The 20317-nt window shown below is 71.5% G+C and carries 21 protein-coding genes; 9 read left to right on the forward strand and 12 right to left on the reverse strand.

The features are described 5' to 3' along the window. On the forward strand, positions 1–1320 hold the full coding sequence (locus tag FHX82_RS28185) for a cytochrome P450 (protein ID WP_145934412.1): 1320 nt from the start codon (positions 1–3) through the stop codon (positions 1318–1320). A gap of 184 nt (positions 1321–1504) precedes the next feature. Then, positions 1505–1780: a hypothetical protein gene (locus tag FHX82_RS28190; protein WP_145934411.1), complete on the forward strand. Its 276-nt coding sequence runs from the start codon at positions 1505–1507 to the stop codon at positions 1778–1780. A 316-nt stretch (positions 1781–2096) separates the two neighbouring features. Here FHX82_RS28190 and FHX82_RS28195 read toward each other — a convergent pair whose 3' ends face one another. Further along, positions 2097–2858 carry an alpha/beta fold hydrolase gene (locus FHX82_RS28195; RefSeq protein WP_145934410.1) on the reverse strand — a complete coding sequence of 254 codons (762 nt, stop codon included), beginning with the start codon at positions 2856–2858 and terminating at the stop codon, positions 2097–2099. 73 nt (positions 2859–2931) lie between these two features. Continuing rightward, positions 2932–3540 (reverse strand): TetR/AcrR family transcriptional regulator, encoded by a 609-nt coding sequence (locus FHX82_RS28200; protein WP_145934409.1) that lies wholly within the window; start codon positions 3538–3540, stop codon positions 2932–2934. A gap of 25 nt (positions 3541–3565) precedes the next feature. Between FHX82_RS28200 and FHX82_RS37355 the strand changes: the two genes are divergently transcribed. Then, on the forward strand, positions 3566–3829 hold the full coding sequence (locus tag FHX82_RS37355; protein WP_229881114.1) for a hypothetical protein: 264 nt from the start codon (positions 3566–3568) through the stop codon (positions 3827–3829). Between the two features lie 77 nt (positions 3830–3906). On the opposite strand, the gene FHX82_RS28210 is transcribed toward FHX82_RS37355, so the two are convergent. Together FHX82_RS28210 and FHX82_RS28215 are read right to left on the reverse strand one after the other, a co-directional pair. Then, entirely contained in the window at positions 3907–5490 is a 1584-nt protein-coding gene (locus FHX82_RS28210) for an outer membrane protein assembly factor BamB family protein (protein WP_145934408.1), read from the reverse strand. Positions 5491–5530: 40 nt separating this feature from the next. Then, entirely contained in the window at positions 5531–6439 is a 909-nt protein-coding gene (locus FHX82_RS28215) for a hypothetical protein (protein WP_145934407.1), read from the reverse strand. Positions 6440–6841: 402 nt separating this feature from the next. Between FHX82_RS28215 and FHX82_RS28220 the strand changes: the two genes are divergently transcribed. The 4 genes from FHX82_RS28220 (at position 6842) to FHX82_RS28235 (ending at position 12686) form a co-directional block, all read left to right on the forward strand. Continuing rightward, the gene (locus FHX82_RS28220) at positions 6842–8236 is read left to right on the forward strand and encodes a DNA-binding protein (protein ID WP_145934406.1); all 1395 of its coding nucleotides are present in this window, start codon (positions 6842–6844) and stop codon (positions 8234–8236) included. Positions 8237–8252: 16 nt separating this feature from the next. Continuing rightward, a complete protein-coding gene (gene katG, locus FHX82_RS28225; RefSeq protein ID WP_145934405.1) occupies positions 8253–10427 on the forward strand; it encodes a catalase/peroxidase HPI in 2175 nt (724 codons plus the stop codon). Between the two features lie 95 nt (positions 10428–10522). Next, the gene (locus FHX82_RS28230; RefSeq protein ID WP_145934404.1) at positions 10523–10987 is read left to right on the forward strand and encodes an MSMEG_3727 family PQQ-associated protein; all 465 of its coding nucleotides are present in this window, start codon (positions 10523–10525) and stop codon (positions 10985–10987) included. 13 nt (positions 10988–11000) lie between these two features. Continuing rightward, the gene (locus tag FHX82_RS28235; protein ID WP_145934403.1) at positions 11001–12686 is read left to right on the forward strand and encodes a PQQ-dependent dehydrogenase, methanol/ethanol family; all 1686 of its coding nucleotides are present in this window, start codon (positions 11001–11003) and stop codon (positions 12684–12686) included. Between the two features lie 56 nt (positions 12687–12742). Here the strand turns inward: FHX82_RS28235 and FHX82_RS28240 are convergent, their stop codons facing one another. The 8 genes from FHX82_RS28240 to FHX82_RS28275 all read right to left on the reverse strand — a co-directional run bounded on the left by FHX82_RS28240 (position 12743) and on the right by FHX82_RS28275 (position 18039). Then, positions 12743–13282 carry a manganese efflux pump MntP gene (locus tag FHX82_RS28240; protein WP_145934402.1) on the reverse strand — a complete coding sequence of 180 codons (540 nt, stop codon included), beginning with the start codon at positions 13280–13282 and terminating at the stop codon, positions 12743–12745. Positions 13283–13296: 14 nt separating this feature from the next. Beyond that, a complete protein-coding gene (gene pqqE, locus FHX82_RS28245; RefSeq protein ID WP_145934401.1) occupies positions 13297–14364 on the reverse strand; it encodes a pyrroloquinoline quinone biosynthesis protein PqqE in 1068 nt (355 codons plus the stop codon). Then, positions 14357–14647 carry a pyrroloquinoline quinone biosynthesis peptide chaperone PqqD gene (gene pqqD / locus FHX82_RS28250; protein ID WP_183176881.1) on the reverse strand — a complete coding sequence of 97 codons (291 nt, stop codon included), beginning with the start codon at positions 14645–14647 and terminating at the stop codon, positions 14357–14359. Before pqqD ends, pqqE begins: the two co-directional genes overlap by 8 nt. Before the next feature lie 2 nt (positions 14648–14649). Beyond that, positions 14650–15342: a pyrroloquinoline-quinone synthase PqqC gene (pqqC, locus tag FHX82_RS28255; protein WP_145934399.1), complete on the reverse strand. Its 693-nt coding sequence runs from the start codon at positions 15340–15342 to the stop codon at positions 14650–14652. 12 nt (positions 15343–15354) lie between these two features. Further along, positions 15355–16248, reverse strand: coding sequence for a pyrroloquinoline quinone biosynthesis protein PqqB (gene pqqB, locus FHX82_RS28260; protein WP_145934398.1), 894 nt, complete (start codon positions 16246–16248; stop codon positions 15355–15357). Positions 16249–16263: 15 nt separating this feature from the next. Then, on the reverse strand, positions 16264–16368 hold the full coding sequence (gene pqqA / locus FHX82_RS28265; RefSeq protein ID WP_145934397.1) for a pyrroloquinoline quinone precursor peptide PqqA: 105 nt from the start codon (positions 16366–16368) through the stop codon (positions 16264–16266). A gap of 193 nt (positions 16369–16561) precedes the next feature. Next, a complete protein-coding gene (locus FHX82_RS28270; protein WP_145934396.1) occupies positions 16562–17023 on the reverse strand; it encodes a hypothetical protein in 462 nt (153 codons plus the stop codon). A gap of 212 nt (positions 17024–17235) precedes the next feature. Continuing rightward, the gene (locus tag FHX82_RS28275) at positions 17236–18039 is read right to left on the reverse strand and encodes a GntR family transcriptional regulator (RefSeq protein ID WP_145934395.1); all 804 of its coding nucleotides are present in this window, start codon (positions 18037–18039) and stop codon (positions 17236–17238) included. A gap of 111 nt (positions 18040–18150) precedes the next feature. Between FHX82_RS28275 and FHX82_RS28280 the strand changes: the two genes are divergently transcribed. Further along, complete coding sequence (locus tag FHX82_RS28280) at positions 18151–19200, forward strand: YeiH family protein (protein WP_229881112.1); 1050 nt, start codon at positions 18151–18153, stop codon at positions 19198–19200. 203 nt (positions 19201–19403) lie between these two features. Next, the gene (locus tag FHX82_RS28285; protein WP_145934393.1) at positions 19404–20207 is read left to right on the forward strand and encodes an SDR family oxidoreductase; all 804 of its coding nucleotides are present in this window, start codon (positions 19404–19406) and stop codon (positions 20205–20207) included. The last annotated feature ends 110 nt before the right edge of the window (positions 20208–20317 follow it).

The raw sequence follows: 20317 nt of genomic DNA on the forward strand, positions 1-20317 counted from the left end.
ATGACCGTGGCCCCCGATGCCGGCCGCAGCCTGGGCACGAACCTGACCAGCACCTTCATCCAGGACTCGACCAGGATGGCCGCCGAGCACGGCCCGGTGTTCCGGCGTTCGCTGCACCACCTGGAGTTCACCTTCGTCACCGACCCGGAGCTGGTGGCGGAGCTGTCGGACGAGCAGCGGTTCACCAAGAACGTCCTGCCGAACCTCGACGCGCTGCGCCCCGTGCTCGGCGACGGCCTCATCACCGCGCACACCCACGAGCCGAACTGGCGGGCGGCGCACGAGCTGCTGATGCCGGCGTTCTCCCAGGCCGCGATGCGCCGCTACCACCCGGTGATGCTCGCGGTGACCGGGGAACTGGTCGCGGCGTGGGACCGGGCCGCCGGCGGGGCGCCGGTCGACGTGGCCGCGGACATGACCAAGATGACCCTGGAGGTCATCGGCCGCGCCGGGTTCGGGTACTCCTTCGGCTCCTTCGAGACCGGCCGCACCCACCCTTTCGTGACGGCGCTGAAGGAGTGCATGGTGCACGGTCAGCGCACGGTCACCCGGCCGCCGATCGTGGGCGGTCTGCTCGGCCGCCGGGCCGACGAGCGCAACGCGGAGAACATCGCCTACCTCAACGCGGTGGTGGACGAGGTGATCGACGCGCGCGGCCGGGAAGGGGGCGACGACCTGCTCACCCTGATGCTGGCCGCGGGCACCCTCGACCGCGTCAACATCCGGTACCAGGTCCTCACCTTCCTGGCCGCGGGCTACGAGACGACGGCGACCGCGGCGGCGTTCGCCCTGTACTACCTGGCGAACAACCCGGACGTGCTGGCCGCGGCGCGCGCCGAGGCCGACGCGGTGCTCGGCGGCGAGGTGCCCTCGTTCGAGCAGATCGGGAAGCTGCGCTACCTGCGCCGGGTGGTCGACGAGGCGTTGCGGTTGTGGCCGCCCGCCCCGGGCTACGCGCGGCACGCGCTGGCGGACACCGTGCTCGGCGGGCGCTACCCGATGCGCGCGGGCGAGTCGATGTTCGTGCTGCTGCCGGCGCTGCACCGCCATCCCGTGTGGGGCGAGGATCCCGAGGCCTTCGACCCGGACCGCTTCCTGCCCGAACGGATCCGCCGCCGCCCGGCACACGCGTTCAAGCCGTTCGGCACCGGGCAGCGCGCGTGCATCGGCCGCCAGTTCGCGGTGCACGAGACGCTCGTCGTGGTGAGCACCCTGCTGCACCGGTACGAGCTGGTGCCCGATCCGGACTACCGGCTGCGGGTGCAGGAGCTGATCGCGTTCCGCCCCGCCGGATTCACCCTCGGCCTCCGGCGCCGCTGACCGCGACTGTCCGAAGTGGACCCGCGCCGCCTGGCCGAATTCGTCCGTCACGAGCTGCGGTTGGAGGCCTCGCCACTCTCGCGCAACGTTCAGCTGAGCCGGACGGCCGTCACAAACATCCGCGACTCCCATTTCCCGGGGGTCCAAAGTTGACAGCAGTGAAAGCCCGCGCGAAGGTCTGGAGTTGGCCGCCGTCCAAGGGCTTGCCGCCGTCGTGGAGATGCTGGTGGACCACGGAGCCAGCATCAACCACGTCGAGGGGTGCCGAGGTACAGCGCTGGCTGGCGCTGCGGCAGGTGGGTGGCCCGTCATCGTTCGCATGCTGCTGGACCGCGGCGCCATCCCCGCAGCAAGGGCCCTGGAGCTTGCCGAACGCAACTCTGCCCGCTACCGATCCGATCCCGAACTACTGGCAGGCTTTTCCCAGGTGATCGCCATGCTCAAAGCCGCGGGAGCTTGATCACCACCGAGCCAACTCCTCATCCGGACTCCTCTTTCGAAGCACACACGGATCTCGCGGACGGTCGCGCCGCCGTGCGGTGCCCCTCAGTCGCCAACCGCACCAGAACATCCAGCAGACCCGGCGGGACCGCGCTACCGAACTCCCCGATCCGGTGACCACGGCACTGAGCGACGACGGCATGCGCAAAGCCGCCACCGCTGCGCGCCAGATCGCCGCACTGACCACAGTGGACGAAGCACTGGCCGAGACGCAGTGCTACGACGACCGCGTCTTTCCGGACGGCGGCTTCGGTGACTTCGCCGCGGATGCCGTCCTAACCGTCCACACGGGACCAGAATGCGGTCAGGGCTCGCGCCACCGGGTGCGGGTCCGTCACCGGCCACCAGTGCCCGACATCGGCGAGTTCGGCGATCTCGGCACCGGCGGCCTCGCCTGCGAACCGGTGCTGCGCAGGCGTTCCACTGGCCTGTTCGGCGTCCGCGAGGGCGATCAGGGCCAGGCCGGGCCGCTGTCGCGCCTTCGCCAGGCCGCGGCCCGCGTCGGCCATCACCGGCTGTGCGGCCGACCGCAGCAGCGAGAGCACCGCCCGCCCCATCCCGTCGTCCATTCCCGCGGCCACGCGTTCCGCGGCCGGGCCGGTCATCCCGAGCGCGCGGACGACCTCCAGTCGCTGCGCCAGCGTGCCGCCGTAGAGTTCCTTCACCGAGGCCTCGCCTGCCCCTTCCTGCTGCCACACCTGGGCCCGCGCGTGCCAGACATAGTCCGGGGCGAAGAGGCCGAGTGCGTCCGACGCCCAACTGCGGATCAGATCCGGGCGGGTCATCGCGATCTGGACGACGTGCGCGCCACCCCAGTCGTGGCCGACGAGATCGACGGGTTCCCGGAACTGCTCCAGCCGGGCGGCGAGCCACTCGCGGTAGCCCTCGACGGTGGCGGAGAAGTCGTCCGACGCGGGCACCCCGAAGCCGGGCGGGGACAGCGACACCGCGTCGTCCCGGCCGAGCGCGGAGATCAACGGCCCCCACACGCCACTGCTCTCCGGATTGCCGTGCACGAGCACCAAAGGAACAGGCATCCTCACTCCTAACTTGCGTGTATGTATGCAAGTAAGTGTAGCAGCGGACGGCGTGAGAGACCACTGGCGGAAGCTACGGCATGACAGCGAAGGCCGCGCGCACCGAGCGCGTCGCCTCCCGGATGATGGCGGGGACGTCGCGAACCGGAGGTTGGGCGATGAGTTGCAGCCCGGTCCCGCGGACCAGTGCGACGATCAGCACGGCGGCCGCGGCCGGGTTCGCATCGGGCCGGATGGACCCGTCGGCGATGCCCTGGCGGACCACGTTCGCCAGGAGCTGCCGGAAGTCGGCGTCCCGGCGGGCGAACAGCGGAGCCAGCACGGGGTCGGCCGCGATCGCCTCACCCCACAGTTGCAGGAACGCGCGCGCCGACGGGGTCCGCCGCACCACGTTGCGCAGGTACGCCTCGATGATCCGCACCAGGTGGTCCAGACCGTCCCCCTGATAGGCGGGAACGTCGAACCGCTGCGCCGCGTCGACCACGGCTTCCAACAGCCGTTCCCGGCTGCCGAAGTGGTGGTAGACGATGCCGCGGCTGTACCCGGCGGCTTCCCCGACCTCGGCGAGCGTGACGGCCCGGGACCCGCTGCGCGCGATGAGCGCCATCGCCGCGTCCAGCACGCGCCGCTCGGTCTCGGCGCGTCGTTGCTCCTGCGTTCGCCTGGCCGGGCGATCGGTCATGCGTCGTGCTCCCCTGACTCACCTCGTGGTCAACGAAGTGTGCCACGGCGTCCTCCCGCAGATCTCCCGCCGTCCGGCCTCGACTCGTCAGGCCCCGAGACCCCGCATTGACAGTGGCCGGACCAGGGGTCATCGTCGAGCCCACTACGAGAGGTTCATCGCACCGCACTACACCACCGACGGCCAAGCCGACCTCGCCGTCGGCGCCAGCGCCATCACCGCGGTCGCCGCCGAACTCGACGTCCCCACCGCCCTCGACGCGGCCGGCTTCTACCGCACCACACCCTGAAAAATCGCGGAGCCGGGGATCGCCGACGGCTACCTGGCCGTCTCCGGGTGCGGGAGCCCGGAGACGGCCAGGTGTGATCAGCGCGGTGAGAAGGCGTACAGCTTGTTGTTCTGCGCGCAGTCGTAGGTGCCGTCGTCGCAGAGGCCGAACCAGTAGCCCGAACCCCAGAAGACGGTTCCACCGGTGATCGCGGCGCCGCCGATCACCGCCCCGCCGCTGTGGTAGCGCCAGAGGATCTGCCCGTCACTCGCGTCGAGCGCGAACATCGTGTCCTGGTCGCCCTTCACCCCGCCGGAGTACACCACGCCGTTGGCGGCGCTGAGGAAACTCACGTCGATCGTGCCGTACGGGTCGGTGACCTGCCAGAGCTTCTGGCCCGTCGCGGCGTCGAGCGCCGCCCAGGAGCCACCGTCGATCGTGCTCTTCCTGCCGTCCGCGCCGACGATGTCGTAGCTCTCGTGGTCGTAGTTGCCGACCCCGACGTAGATCCGCCTGCCGTCGGTCGCCGACCCCCACTCCATGCCGCCGAGATCGCTGCCCGGGCCGACCACCGTGTGCCAGATCTCCTTGCCGGTCGCCGGATCGAGCGCCCAGTAGATGCCGCTCTTCTGCCCGATGCCGAGGATCGAGCGGAACCTGCCGCCGGTGTAGACCGTGAACAGGTTCGGGGACGAGCCGAAGTCGTAGTCCGGTCCGCAGATGTCGCAGTCGTCGGTGTCCCCGACGTCGGCGGTCAGGGTCTTGAAGGACCAGTTCACCGCACCGGTCAGCGGGTTCAGCGCCACGACCGCGTCGGTGTAGTTGTCCTCCGGGGCGGCCGCGCAGTCCTGCTGGTTCGGCTGGGTGCACACGCCGTCGGGCACCGTGTAGTTGTTGCCGGTAGTCACGAACAGGTTCCCGGTGACGTGGTCGATGACGAAGTTGCTGCCCCAGACCGAGTTGCCGGTGTAACCGTCGGGAGCCAGGTACCTCTTCCAGAGGACCGCGCCGGTCACGGCGTTCAGCGCCACGACGCTCCCCCGGAACGTGACGTCGTCGTAGTCACCGAACTCGGCGTGACTGGCGACGCCGACGTAGACGGTCGTGCCGTCGACGACCGGCGAAGTGGTGACCATCGCCAGCGGATCGGTGTCGACGACCGTGCTCCACAGCCTGGCGCCGTTGGTGCGGTCGGCGGCCATGACCCGGGCCCCGGTCAAGGGGCCGGTGGACACGCCGTCGCCGAAGATCAGCTCCGGGCCGTACACGGCCGGGCTGGTACGGGAGACGTCACCGGTCACACCGCTGTAGTCGGAGATGTTCTTCTGCCAGCGCACCGCGCCGGTGATCGCGTCCAGCGCGTTCAGCTTGCCGCCGTAGTCGGGGACGAAGACGGTGCCGAGGGAAACCGTCGGGGTGGCCGCGACGTTCCCGCCCAGGGTCGCGACCCAGCGCGGCGCGAGCCGGCCGGCATTGGCCGGGGAAATCACCGTCTCGGTCGCGTTGTAGCGGGTGTTCGCCTGGTTCTGCCCTGCCATCGTCCACTCCGGAACGACGGGGACACCGGTCGCCGTCGCGTTCGCCGTGCTGGCGGTGCCGTCGGGAGTCTGGGTGAGCGCCGCCGCCAGGATCGCGACGGTCAGTGCCGTCCACAAGCGACCAGCTCTTCGTGCGCGGATCATCCGCGTCCTCCTCAGTGGTGGGTCCGGGACTGTGCGAAGCTCAGAGGGCGAGGTAGGCGTGCACGATGCCCATCACGTCGCGCTGGGCCGTCGGTGAGTCGTAGTAGGAGTTGACGGCGAGCCGGTCGCCCGCGTGGACGATCGCGAGCGGGTCACCGGTGCACACGCCCATTGACATGATCGTGTTCATGCCGCCCATCTCCGTGTACTCGGCCACCGAGTCGCACACCGTCGCGTCGTTGTCGGTCAGCGCGACGTGCACCCCGCCGTCGTGCTGGTGGCCGTTGGCGAACACCAGCTTCCCGCTGACGGTGGACGTCCAGCCCCAGCTGTGCACGCTCGGCCCCGCCGGAACGGCGTAGTCCGAGGTGAGACATCCGCCCGCGTCCATCCAGAGCGAGCGGACCGGCGTGGTCGACCCGGCCGGCGCGATCCGGTAGTCGATCGAGACGTAGACGGTCTTCGGTGCCGGGTCGTAGTTCATCAGCTCGGTGATGATCCCCCACCGGTCGGTGGTGCGCACGGGAACGCCGTAGCCGTCCGGGAGTTCCTTGTCCGTCCGCTCGTTGCCCGACGCCCAGAGCCGGTCGGGGTCGGCGGGGCAGACCAGGTCGCGGGCGCTGTTGTTGCCGATGACGAAGTGGTGCAGCATCGGGCCGGTGTCCATGTTCGCGGACGTGCCGTCCGCGTAGACGAGGTCGGGCTTCTCCCCGACGATGTCGCACGAGTCGCACGGCTTCGCGGCCGAACCGAAGGCCGGCAGGTCACCGGGCCGGCCGAATGCGGCGCCGGGAATGGTGTACGGGCCGTACTTCACGGTCACGGTCTGCGCTGCGACGGCGGCGGCCTGGCCGGTGGACGCGGAGGCCGCGACGGCACTGCCCGAGGCGAAGAAGGGCAACACGAGCGCCGCGACGACCGAGACCACGAGGAGGAGTGCTCGGCGCATCTGATCGATCACCTCTTCCGGGAGGTCGAGATCCGCCTTCCTGGCGGGATCGCGTCTTCGAAGCTAGGGCGACTCCCCGGGTCGCAGCATCGGCGGTTCCGCCGGTCGCGGTGGAACCACTCCTCCGGGGACCGAGGGCGGCGGGCCGATGAAGATCCTTTACGCCGCAACGGGTTTCCTGCTGACTCGCCGCGGGCGGCGGCCCCGATGCCGAGGGCTGAAAGCGCTTACTACCCGCGGCCGATTGCCCGCCGGTACCGGGAGCCTCTAGATTCGGAGATCCGGGGTCGCCCGCCGGCCGGGCAGTGAGCGCTCGTGCGGCGGCTCCGTCCGGTCGACCAGCGGTCGCCGTGGCGGCACGGACTTCGCCCGCCCGGTGACATACCAAAGGCGGTCTCGCGCATGAGCGGTGGGCAGCGACTCGAGGCGGCGGCCAGAAACCCGGGTGCGGGCACGGTGTACGCGGCGTGGGAGCGGTTCATCGGGGGTGCGGACGACGTCCGCGGGGTGCGGCCCGAAGTGGCGATCTCCTGGCACCGCTGCCGGGAGCACTACCGCGTCGACCCGAACACCACCGAGGCGCCGGTGGCCGTCGCGGAGGTCGATCACACCCCCGAGCACGACGTGGTGTTCACCGAGCTCGGGTTCCGCGCCGCCGCCGTGGCCCACGAGGTGGCCGTCGCGGGCGGCATCGTGACCGTCGCCGACGCCACGGGCCGCATCGTGGGCGAGTGGGGCGACAGCGCCACTCGCGCCGTGGCGGCCGGCTGCAACCTCGCGCCCTGGTACTGCTGGTCCGAGAGTGCGACGGGCACGAACGGCATGGGCACGGCGCTCGAATCCCACGCCCCCGTCCTCATCCGGGGCCCGGAACACTGGTGCCGGGCGTTCCACGACTGGACGTGCGCGGGTGTCGCGGTGCGCCACGCGGTCACCAGGGAACCCATCGCGGTGCTGAACGTCTCCCGCTGGCGCGGCGAGCTCCCGGCCGCCGCGGGGGCGTGGCTGTCGAACGCGGCCACCCGGACCCAGGCCACGTTGCGCAGGCGCGCCCGCGACAGCGGCACCGAGCTGGTCGCCGCCTACCACGAGGCCAGGGCGCGCTCCACCACGCCGCTCGCCGCGCTGGACACCGCGGGCATGGTGGTGATCGCCGACGACACGGCGAGCGTGCTCCTCGGCGTGCCCGCCTCGGCCCCGGCGATCGATCCCACGGTGCGGTGGAACCCGCGGCTGCCGGAGATGATCAGCGCCGCCCGGTACGCCGGCAGGCAGGCGGCCCGCAACCCGGACTGGACGGGCTCCACCGAGCTGTTCACCCACCTCGCCGACGAGCCGACCCCGGTCAGCATCCGGCCCGTCTTCCTGTCCGGGCACCTGGTCGGCACCCTGGTCCGGTTCGGGATCCGCGACGGCGAGCAGGTCCCGCGGGCCGGCGCCCCCGCGCGCCCCCGGACCCCGCCGCGCCGGGTGGTCGGGACCCGCGACAACCGGATGGTGCTGCTGCCGCTGCCGGAGGTCTGCTTCGCCGAGTCCGACGGGAACGACGTCTGGCTGGCCACTGACCAGGGCCTGCTGCGCGCGGCCCAGCAGGGGCTGGACAAGCTCGACGACGAGCTCGCGGACGCGGGTTTCCTCCGCGTGCACCGCCGGTACCTGGTCAACCTGAGCCGCGTCCGCGAAGTCGAGCGCCGCCTCAAGGGCGAGCTGTTCCTGGTCATGGACGACCACACGGACAAGATGGTGCCGGTGTCCCGGCGCAACGCGCCCGCCGTGCGCCGGGCGCTGGACATCTGAGGTCCGGAGGAGTCCCGTGCCGGAGAACCCCGACGCCGCGGTCACCACGCCCTACGACCAGCTCGTGGGCGCGCGCCGGGAAACCGGGCGGGGGCTCGACCTGAAGGTCCTGCGGCAGCGGGGCATCGATCCGCTGGGCGAGGACTTCGACTACGCCGCCGCGTTCGCGACCCTCGATCTCGACGCGCTGGCGAAGGACGTCGACGCGGTGCTGACGACTTCCCAGGACTGGTGGCCCGCCGACTTCGGCCACTACGGGCCGCTCGTGCTCCGGATGGCCTGGCACGCTGCCGGTACCTACCGCGTCGAGGACGGGCGCGGCGGCGCGGCCGCGGGCCTGCAGCGCTTCGCACCGCTGGACAGTTGGCCGGACAACCGCAACCTGGACAAGGCGCGCCGGCTGCTGTGGCCGGTGAAGCGCAAGTACGGCCGCAGGATCTCCTGGGCCGACCTGATGGTTTTCGCGGGCAACCGGGCGCTGGAGACGATGGGCCTGCGGACCTTCGGCTTCGCGGGCGGGCGGGAGGAGGTGTGGGAGCCCGACGAGGGCGTCTACTGGGGCCCGGAACGCACCTGGCTCGGCGACGAACGCCACCGCGGCGTGCGCGAGCTGGAGAGACCGCTGGCCGCCACGGAGATGGGGCTCGTCTACGTCGACCCGCAGGGGCCGGGCACCGTGCCGGACCCGCTCGCCGCGGCGAGGGACATCCGCGAGACGTTCCGCCGCATGGCGATGAACGACGAGGAGACCGTCGCCCTGATCGCGGGCGGGCACACCTTCGGCAAGAGCCACGGCGTGGCCGACCCGAACCGCCACCTCGGTCCCGAGCCCGGGGGCGCGCCCGTCGAGGAGCAGGGGCTGGGCTGGCGGAACTCCCACGGCACCGGCAGGGGCGCGGACACCGTCACCAGCGGGCTCGACGGGACCTGGACGCCCACGCCGACCCGGTGGGACACCGGTTTCCTGGAGACCCTGTTCGCCTACGAATGGGACCTCGCGCTCAGTCCCGCCGGCCTGTGGCAGTGGGTGCCGCGCCACGGCGCCGCGACGGTGCCGGACGCCCACGACCCGGCGAAGCGGCACACCCCCACGATGCTCACGACGGACATCGCGTTGCAGGCCGATCCCGGCTACGAGCCGATCGCGCGCCGCTTCCTCGAACACCCGGACCGGTTCGCCGACGCGTTCGCCCGGGCCTGGTTCAAGTTGACGCACCTCGACCTGGGCCCGGTCCAGCGCTACCTCGGGCCGCTGGTGCCCGGCGAGACGCTGCGCTGGCAGGACCCGGTGCCCGCGGTGGACCACGAGCTCGTCGGCGCGGCGGACATCGCGGTGCTCAAGAGCCGGATCCTCGCCTCGGGGCTGCCGGTTTCCCAGCTCGTCGCGACGGCGTGGGCGTCGGCCTCGACGTTCCGGAACAGCGACAAGCGGGGCGGGGCGAACGGCGCCCGGATCCGCCTCGACCCCCAGCGGCACTGGCCGGTCAACGATCCCGGCACGCTGGCGGCCGTGCTGCGCACGCTCGAAGGGATCCGGGCGGGGTTCGCGGGCCGGATCTCGCTCGCCGACCTGATCGTGCTCGCCGGGTGCGCCGCCGTCGAGCAGGCCGCCAGAAGCGCCGGTCACGACGTGACGGTTCCCTTCACACCGGGGCGCTCCGACGCTTCGCAGGAGCAGACCGACGTGGCTTCCTTCGCCGCGCTGGAGCCGGTCGCGGACGGGTTCCGCAACTACCGCGGCGAAGGCGGCCGGCTGCCCTCGGAGTACCTGCTGGCCGACAGGGCGAGCCTGCTGACGCTGAGCGCACCCGAGATGACCGTGCTCGTCGGCGGGCTGCGTGTGCTGGGCGCCAACCACCGGCGGTCCCCGCTCGGCGTGCTCACCCGCGCGCCGGGGACGCTGACGAACGACTTCTTCGTGCACCTCCTGGACGGAACCACGCGGTGGGTGGCGACCGGCCGGGAAACCTACGCGGGTCACGACCGGCGCACCGGCGAGGCGAAGTGGACCGCGAGCCGGGTGGACCTCGTCTTCGCCGCCCACCCCGGACTGCGGGCGCTCGCGGAGGTCTACGCGAGCGCGGACGCGCGGGAGAAGTTCGTGTGCGACTTCGTGGCCGCGTGGCACAAGGTCATGAACCTCGGCCGGTACGACCTGCGGCACCGGCCTGCCACCGGGTACGAACGGTAGCCCGCGGCGCACGAACGGCGGCACGCGCCACCACGCGCCGGGCGGCCCTAAACTCCCACGCCACTGGGAAAACCTTCGACGAGGAAGTGAAGTCGATGACGACCACCTCGCGGGACCGGGCCGACCTGCTGCGCGAATTCGGGCTGGGCGAACAGAACAAGGCGGCGATCGGCCGGCTGCTGGGCACCGGCAACATCGGCGAGGCCACGGAGCTGCCCGACGGCCGGATGACGGCGACGATCCGCATCCAGCCCGACGAAATAGCCTGGGACCCCGCGATCCTCGTGGTGCCGCACGGCGGTGATCTCGAACTGGAGATCATCAACGACGACCAGAACACGCACTGCGCGCTGCTGCCCAGCAACGGCGATCGCAAGTTCCTGTGGCTGGTCAACCATGCCAAGGGCAGAGCGGCACTGAACCTCGACGGCCCCGGCTGCTACTGGTACAGCTCCCCCACCGGCAACGACGAGGGCCGCGGGATGACGGGCGCCATCGTCGTGCTGGGGGACGTACCACCGGAAGCCCGCCTGGACCGTCCCGACCAGCCACGGCCGTAGGACAGGAGCAGCCATGACCGTCGAATACCTCGATGCCGGCGACGCCATCGACCAGGGCACGCTGAGCGGCAAGAACGGGACCGCGCCCGCGGTGGCCGCCGGGGTCACCTACGAACGGATCCTCGACGCCCGGTCGGAGCCGCAGAACTGGCTCACCTACTACGGCACCTACGACGGGCAGCGCTACAGCCCGCTGGACCAGATCAACACCGGGAACGTCCACCGGATCGGGCCCGCGTGGATGTTCCAGGCCGGTGCCAGCGGCATGATCGCCGGCGCGTCGACGTACGCGTTCGAGGCCACCCCGATCGTCGTGGACGGGGTGATGTACCTGTCCGGCTGGGACGGCTGGCTCTGGGCGCTCGACGCGAAGACGGGTCAGGAGCTGTGGCGGTACAAGCACGCGGTCCCCTACGACGTGTCGCTGTGCTGTGGCAACGTGAACCGCGGGGTCGCCGTGGCCAGGGGGAAGGTCTTCATGGTCACCGCGAACGCGCACCTGCTCGCGCTCGACGCCACCACCGGCAAGCGGGTGTGGGACAGGACCTACGGCGACGTGCGGGCGGGCGAGAGCGCCACCCTCGCGCCACTGGTGGTCAAGAACCTGGTCATCGTGGGCAGTTCCGGCGGGGAATTCGGGGTGCGCGGCCATCTGGACGCCTTCGACCTGGACTCCGGGGAGCACGCGTGGCGCTGCTACACCGTGCCCAAGCCCGGTGAGCCCGGCTCGGAAACCTGGCCCGCGGACGGCGAAGCGTGGGCCCGCGGTGGCGCGAACCCCTGGCTCACCGGAACTTTCGACCCGGAGACCAACCTGCTCTACGTGGGCACCGGGAACCCGGCGCCCGACTTCGACGGCGGCGTCCGCGAGGGCGACAACCTCTTCACCGACAGCATCGTCGCGGTGGACGTCGACGCGGGCCGGATCCGCTGGCAACACCAGTGCACGCCGCACGACGTGTGGGACTACGACAGCATCTCCGAGTGCATCCTGTTCGAGTCGGACGGGCGCAGGCTGCTCGCGCACTTCGACAAGAACGGCTACTTCTTCGTGCTGGACCGCACGAACGGCGAGCTGGTCCAGGTCACGCCCTTCGTGGACCGGATCGACTGGGGCGCGATCACCCGCGACGGGAAGGTGACGCCCCGGAAGTACCCCGACAAGGAAGGCGAACCGGTCCACTTCTACCCCGGGCCGGCCGGCGCCAAGGAGTGGACGCACGCCGCGTACAGCCCGCGGACCGGGCTGTTCTACGTGCCGGTGCAGGACGTCGGCGCCACGGCCACCCGGCGGCGCCGGGAGTTCAAGGAGAGCATTCCGTACTGGGGCGCGGGTGTTCAGGTGGACGCCCACGACATGACCGGATCCGTGAGCGCGTTCGACGTCAACGGCGAGGAGAAGTGGCGCTGGCGCAACGAAGTGCCGATGTGCGCGTCGGTGCTGGCCACGGGCGGGGACCTGGTGTTCGCCGGGGAGCCGACCGGGGAGTTCAATGCGCTCGACGCCCGCACCGGGGAACAGCTGTGGCAGTTCCAGTGCGGCAGCGGGCACCACAGCAGCCCCGTCGCGTACTCGGTGGACGGCAGGCAGTTCGTCGCCGTCCCGGTCGGCTGGGGCGGCTGGATCGAGGGCTTCCTCCCCGGCATGCTCGGCGCGGGCCACGGCAGCGCGCTGATCGTCTTCGCCCTTCCCGGCTAGCGGGGAGTCTCCAGGGGCGCCGGGCTTTTCGGGCCCGGCGCCCGTTTTCCGTGCCGTCAGCCGAAAACCAGCGGCAGGACGACGGCCGCGCCGAGGAGGGACAAGCCGCTGAACAGGTCCGGCCGGATGCGGATCGCGCGGGCGGCCACCCGGCCCAGGCACAGCCCGGCGAAGGACATGACCACCGTGACGACCCCGAAGGTCACCGCGGGGACCACGATCGGCACACCGACCAGCCCCAGACCGGTGCCGGCGATGAGGTTGTCCACGCTGAGCGACAGCGGCATGCCGAACAGCGTCACCCACGGGTGGTCCACCTCCTCCGGCTCGGGTTTGCGCAGCGCACCCGCCAGGAGGTACACCCCGTACGCCCCCATCGCGGCGAAGCCCACGTACTCCGCGACCGGATCGACGACCTCCCCGGCGTAGTTCCCCACGAGCCCGCCGAGCAGCGGCGCCAGCGCGTCCCACAGCCCGAACGTGAGCGCGATCTGCACGGCGCGGCGCCGGCCGAACGGGATGGTCCCGATCGCGACCGACGACCGGAAGTTGTCGAGGCTCAGCCCGAACGCCAGTGCGAGAATTCCGAAGTCCACTGTGGACTCCTTCGTCAACGGTGGGGCCGGACGGCGAGAGGCTCGGCGGCGCCCCGTTTCCCGGCCTCCGCCACCGCTTCGGTGATGAGCCGGTGGTCCGGGGAGAGGTGGCAGACCGGGTCCGCGCGGGCGGCGTCCCCGGTGAGCTGGAACGCCTGGCACCGGCAGCCGCCGAAGTCGATCTCGCGGCGCTCGCAGCCGCGGCAGGGGTCCGGCATCCAGCTCGTGCCCCGGAAGCGCTGGAACACCGGCGACTCCGCCCAGATCGCCGCCAGCGCCGCCTCGTGCACGCTCGCCCGGGGCAACCCGAGCGTGTGCGCGGCGAGGCACGGCAGCACGTCGCCGCCGGGCGTCACGATGAGCTGCCGCGCGCCCCAGCCTCCCATGCAGGGCTTGGGATACCTGCTGTAGTAGTCGGGCAGGACGTAGCGGATGTCCAGGCCCGCGCCGGCCCTGGCCGCGCGCAGTTCCTCCTCGGCGTGGTCCAGTTGCGCCCTGCTCGGCAGGAGCGCGGCGCGGTTGCGCCACGCCCAGCCGTAGTACTGGGTGTTGGCCAGTTCGAGGCGATCGGCTGCCAGCTCCTGCGCGCAGGCCACGATTTCGGGGATACGGCCGATGTTCCCCCGGTGCAGGACGACGTTGAGCGTGAGCGGCCAGCCCAGTTCCTTCACCACCCGGGCCGCCTCGATCTTCCGCGCGAACGACGCCGTTCCGGCGATCCGGTCGGACAGCGCGGGCTCGTCGGCCTGGAGGCTGATCTGCACGTGGTCCAGACCAGCGGCGTGCAGCTGTTCCGCACGCGGGCGGGACAGTCCCACCGCGCTGGTCACCAGGTTCGTGTAGAGGCCGAGGTCGTGCGCGCTCGCCACCAGGTCCGCGAGGTCGCGGCGGAGCAGGGGTTCCCCGCCGGAGAAGTGGCACTGGAGGACGCCCAGCCCGGCGGCTTCGGCGAGCACTCGCTGCCACTGCCCGGTACTCAGCTCGTCGCGGTAGCGGGACAACTCGACCGGGTTGGAGCAGTACGCGCAGGCCAGCGGGCAACGGTAGGTGAGTTCGGCCACCAGTCCGAACGGCTCAGCCATCGGCGAGCTCCACCCAGCGCCGGGCGGCCAGGCCCGTGAGGAACCGCGACACCTCGGCCTCGGCGACGTCCCCGTAGCGCTCCCGCAGCGCGGCCAGGATCCCGGCCGCGCTGCGGGCACCGTCGCACAGGGCGAGGACGTCGGCGCCCGTTCCGTTCAGGACCACGACGGTCTCCGGCCCCAGCAGCACGTGCCGGTCCCGCGTGGGGTCGAACCGCAGGCGCACGTGCCGCGCCAGCCTGGGCCTGGCGGCCGGGTCGAGGGTGGTGATCGGCGTTCCCATCGTCATTCCCCGTAGGCGCGGTCGATCGCGTCCAGCATGGCCCACAGCACGTCGCACTTGAACGACAGCGCCGCGACCGCCCGTTCCCGTTCCCCGGCTGACCGGCAGTGCTCGGTGACCACCGTCAGTGCGTGCTCGCTGTCGCGAGGCGCCTGCCGCAGCCGGGCGCGGAAGTACGCCAGTCCCGCGCCGTCGATCCAGGTGTAGTGGCGCTCGAACGCGGCGAGCCGCTGCGCCATCAGGTCCGGTGCGAAGAGCTCGGTCAGCGAGGACGCCACCGCTTCGGTCCACGGCCGGGTGCGCGCGAACGTCACGTAGGCGTCGACCGCGAACCGCACGCCGGGCACCACGTGCCTGCCGTCCTCCACCTCCTCGCGCGTCAGCCCGACGGCCTCTCCCAGGCGCAGCCACGCCTCGATGCCGCCCTCGCCCTCGGCCGTCCCGTCGTGGTCGGTGATGCGCCGCAGCCACTGGCGCCGCACCGCGCGCTCGGGGCAGTTCGCCAGTATCGCGGCGTCCTTGCGGGGGATGTTCTGCTGGTAGTAGAAGCGGTTCGCCACCCAGCCCCGGATCTGGTGCGGGCCGAGGCGGCCGGCGTTCATCGCGACGTGGAAGGGGTGCTGGTCGTGGTACCGCCGCGCGTGGGAGCGCAGCGCCTCGACGAAGCCGTCGGTCCCGGTCACCACAGCCGTCATCGTTTCCGCTCCCTAGATCTCGATTTCGAGCCCGTCCTCCGCGACCTGGACCCCGGACTTCCCGGCCAGCAGCCGTTCCGGTGAGTCGTCCAGCAGGATGGGGTTGGTGTTGTTGACGTGCACGTAGAACTTCCGCTCGGCGGGGATCGACGCGAGCTGCCGGAGACTGCCGTCCGGGCCGTCGATCGGCACGTGCCCCATCGCCCGCGCGGTCTTCCCGGCCAGGCCGAGCGCGATCATTTCGTCGTCGCTCCAGCACGTCCCGTCGACGAGCAGGCACGAGCAGCCCGCCAGCCGGGCGAGCACTTCCGGAGTGAGCCGCTGCACGCCCGGCGCGTAGACAGCGCTGCGGCCGGTGCGCTGGTCGGTCAGGCGGTAGCCCACCACCGTGCCCGTGCCGCCTCCGGTGCCGAAGCGCGAGGCTTTGGTCGTGGGCACGTCGAACGCCCGGTAGGACAGTCCGTCGCCCAGTGCCTCCTCGGCGTCCACGACGACGGGCCGCCACTCGACCGCGCAGTACCGTTCGAGCGTCCGCAGGATCCCCGAACCCGCGTACAGCGCCCGTCGTGTCGCTTCCGTGGCGTGCAGGCGGATACCGCGTCCTTCCCGCAGCAGCAACAGCCCGAGCGTGTGGTCCAGCTCCGCGTCGGTGAGCAGCACCGCTTCGATCGGGCTTTCCCGGCCCTGTCGCGGGTGCAGCGCCGGGAACGCCTCGATCTGGTGACGGATGTCGGGTGACGCGTTGAGCACGAACCACCGGCGGCGGTCGGCGCTGACGGCGACCGAGGACTGCGTCCGGGCCCGGCAGGGCCGGGAGCCGTCGCGGGCGGCGCGGCAGCGGGGACAGTCGCAGTTCCACTGCGGGAAGCCGCCGCCCGCGGCGGAACCCAGCACCCGCAACCACATCTCGCGGGCTCCCGGTCAGTCCTCCGTGCTGCCGAGGTACATCGTCACTTCGGGCGCCACCATGACCTCTTCGAACTCGGGCGCCTGCCACACCTGGCGCGGAGCGGTGTCGGGTTCCATCGCTCCCACCTCCTTCCTGCCGTCCGCATGCGGATCGTGCTCAGCCGAAACGTGATCGACGGGAGCGTAGGAGCGGCCCGATCTTCGGGACAAGGCACGACCGGCCGCCCGCCGTCCGGCGACCGCTCGTTCCCCCTGGAGCACCGCTCGTACCGGGCGCCGCGCCGGCCCGCAAACCCTGGGCACCGGTGGTTCAGTGGGTGTCCTGCACCGTGACGCAGCGTTTCCCGGCTTCGGTCGTCGCGGTGACGACGCCCGTGTAGGGCAGGCCGTTCAGCTTCCCGGTGATGGGCAGGGAGACACCGGGCCCGGACCGGGTCGCCTGGGCCGGGTCGTAGCTGTAGGTCTCCCCCGAACCGAAGACGGCGAACGCCTCGACCCGGCTGCGGTAGCTCGGGCACGCCATGCCGGCGGCGGCGTCCTGATCCTGGGTGTCACCGGAGGACACCTTCCGGAGGAAGGCCTCGATCAACGCCAGCCCGGCGCCCCCGTCGTCCGGAGCAGCCGACGTGGCGCCGGACGCCTGCGGTTCCGCGCTGTCCGGTGCGGAACTCCCGGTCGTGGCCGGAGCGCCGGTACCGGCGAGGGTCCGCTGCGAGCGGTCGACGAGGAAGCCCGGCGCCACGAGCCCGGTGACCAGGAACGCCACCAGCACGACAGCACCGGTACCGAGGCCGAGCCAGAGGCCGGCGCGCGACTTCCGTGGCGGACCGGGCTGCGGGGGCCGGCCCGGGGGCGCGGGTCGGTTCCAGTGGTGACCGGGCGGACCCGGCGGTGGGTAGGTCAAAGTCGTGCACTCCCCCGAAGATCGCAGCGTGGCTCCCGGTTTCCGTTGCCGGACAGCCCGTTCTGCTGGTCGTCGTGATGCTACCCGGACGCGGCGGCCGGCCGCGTTCCCCGAAGGTCCTCTCGGGGACCGGAACCGACGAGGTGGTAGCCGGCCTTGCCGGAGAACTCGGCGGTGAGCGCGAACCTGTCGCCGCGCACCAGCGTGTGGCGCCACTCGACGGGCGTGCCCGCGCTGCTGCCGAGCCGGGAGATGGAGAACGCGGCGGCCTGGTCGTCGCAGCGCAACTGCCGCCGCTCGGCGACCGTCGGGACCACCGCGCGGATCTGCTCGCGGCCGTGGTCCAGCCGCAGCCCGGTGCGCCGGTACAGCTCGGCGTACAGGCCGGTGTGCTGGAAGTCCGCCGCCAGCAACGGTTCCGCGACCGACGCGGGCAACCACACCCGGTCCAGCGCCAGCGGTTCGTCCCCGGCGAGCCGCAGCCGCTCCAGGTACACCAACGGCGCGGCCCCTTCCAGCTCCAGCCTGTCGGCGATCACGGCGTCCGCGCGGACGTCGAGAGTGCGCACGACGCTGTTCTGCTGCAGGCCGGCGGCCTCCACCGCGGAGAAGAGGCTGTACAGCGCGCCGACCGGCTGACTGATCTCCACGGGCGGAGCGACGCGGGGCTGCCGGCCGCGAGCGGCGACGAGCACCCCGTCGGCACGCAGTTGCCGGAGCGCCTGCCGGACGGTCTGCCTGCTGACCCCGTACTCCTCGGCGAGCGCGAGCTCACCGGGGAACCGGGCGGCGAACTCGCCGCCGTCGATCCGTCGCAGCAGCTGCTGCTGCAGCTGCTGCCACAACGGCGCCGCGCCCTCCCGGTCCAGCCGATCGCCCTTCACCACATCGCCTCCGGCTGCTGACCCTACCGAGACCCTGACCTGCGGCGAACCACTTGGCAAATGTCCGTACAACGCTTAACCTAAATGTACGTACATTCAGGAGGTGACGGGGTGCGGGCTCTCAGCGCTGCGCGGCCCGGTTCGCCGGCCGGCGCGGCGCTGCGGCGGGTACCGGGTCTGGCGGTCGCCGTGGCTGTGGCGGCCCTCGCCCTCGCGGCGGGCGAGTTCGTGCCGCTCGTCGGGGGTCCGGTGTTCGGCATCGTGTTCGGCGCGGTCGCCGGTGCGGTCGTGCCGGGGCTGCACGCCGAACGGTGGAGCGCCGGTTACGCGGTCGCGGCCAGGCCCGTGTTGCAGCTTTCGATCGTGGTCCTCGGCACGGGGCTGTCCTTGCGGCAGGTGGTCGCAGTGGGCGGTGGTTCCCTGCCCGTCATGCTCGGCACGCTGACGGTCGCGCTCGGCGGCGCTTGGCTGCTGGGGCGGCTCCTGGGCGTCCGGGGCGCCACCCGGACCCTGATCGGGGTGGGCACCGGCATCTGCGGCGCCTCGGCGATCGCGGCGACCAGTGCCGTCATCCGGCCGAAGCAGGCCGAAATCGCCTACGCGGTGGGCACGATCTTCACCTTCAACATCGCCGCGGTCCTGCTGTTCCCGCCACTGGGACACCTGATGGGCATGAGCCCGCACTCCTTCGGCCTGTGGGCGGGCACGGCGGTCAACGACACGTCATCGGTGGTGGCCGCGTCGTTCGCCTACGGAGGTGACGCCGGGTCCTACGGGATCGTCGTCAAGCTGACCCGCACCCTGACACTCATCCCCATCGTGACCGTGCTGGCGATACTGGCGGCCCGCCGGGAGGCCCCCGACGGCCCGCGTTTCCGCCTGCGGCACCTGCCCTGGCGCAAGATCGTGCCGATGTTCCTGATCGGCTTCCTGGCGGCCGCGGCTCTGGACACGCTGGGCCTGATCCCGGCGTCCTGGCACGCGCCGCTGTCCTGGGCGGGCACCTTCCTGATCACCACAGCGCTCGCCGGGATCGGCCTGTCCCTGCGGCTGGCGGACCTGCGCGCGGCCGGGCACCGTCCCCTGCTGCTCGGCGCGTTCCTGTGGGTGGCCGTCGCGGCTTCCAGCCTCGGCCTGCAGGCGCTCACCGGCGCTCTCTGAGGCATCGCGCACGCCGGAGCAGCAGTCCGCTGTAGACGGTCACCGCGTCGGTCTGCAAGCAGCGCAACGTCGTCGAACGCCAGGCAAGGGTGGCTCTCACAGTACCTGTATCACCAGGCTCTCCCAGACATCCAGGACGCCTGTCAACCTGGAGGCGCGACCGTTTCAGCACATGCTTTCACGGCAGAAGGAACGAAAACCAAATGACGGACAACCATTTCACCACTCACGCGGGCCTTTTCGATCTGAGTGGGAAGTACGCACTTGTCACTGGCGGCACCAGGGGCATCGGGATGATGATAGCGCGCGGCCTTCTGCAGGCGGGCGCCCGCGTCGTCATCAGCTCACGCCAGGCGGACGCGTGCGCCGAGGCACAGCAGCTACTGTCCGAATTCGGTGACGTTCAAGCGATCCCCGCCGACCTGTCCAGGTACGACGAGTGTCAGCGCCTCGCTGATCTCGTCAAGGCCGGCTCGGAACGGCTGGACATCCTCGTCAACAACGCGGGAGCGATGTGGCGCGAGCCGCTGGAGACGTTCCCGCACGAGGCCTGGGACGCGGTGCTCGACCTCAACCTCAAGTCGCCGTTCTGGCTGGTGCAGGCGCTGCTCCCCGCACTGCGCAGGGCGGGCACCGCCGATGATCCCGCGCGGATCATCAACATCGGCAGTATCGCCGCCATCCACGTCGCCGAGTCGCCCAACTACTCGTACGCCAGCAGCAAAGCGGGCCTCCATCAACTCACCAGGGTGCTTGCCAGAGAACTGGGCCCACAGCACGTCACGGTGAACGCGGTAGCCCCAGGACCGTTCCCGTCGCGGATGATGGCGTCCACGCTCGATGCCATCGGCGACAGGATCGCGGCGAAGGCCCCTCTGCGCCGGCTCGGCCGCGACGACGACATGGCAGGTATCGCCGTGTTCCTCGCCAGCCGGGCCGGGTCCTACCTCTCGGGCACCATCATCCCGGTCGACGGGGGCATCGCCACGACCGCAACTGGTACCTAGACGTCGGCGCGAGGCTCTGCCAGCGGCCGATGTGCCCACGCGCTTGAGAGGGTGCGTAGCCGTCGGGGTACCAGCAGAGCCTCCCTCCGCCTGTGGACAGGGCCTACGGT

The sequence above is a fragment of the Amycolatopsis bartoniae genome (assembly GCF_014191255.1).
GTDB classification, from domain to species: Bacteria; Actinomycetota; Actinomycetes; order Mycobacteriales; family Pseudonocardiaceae; genus Amycolatopsis_E; species Amycolatopsis_E bartoniae.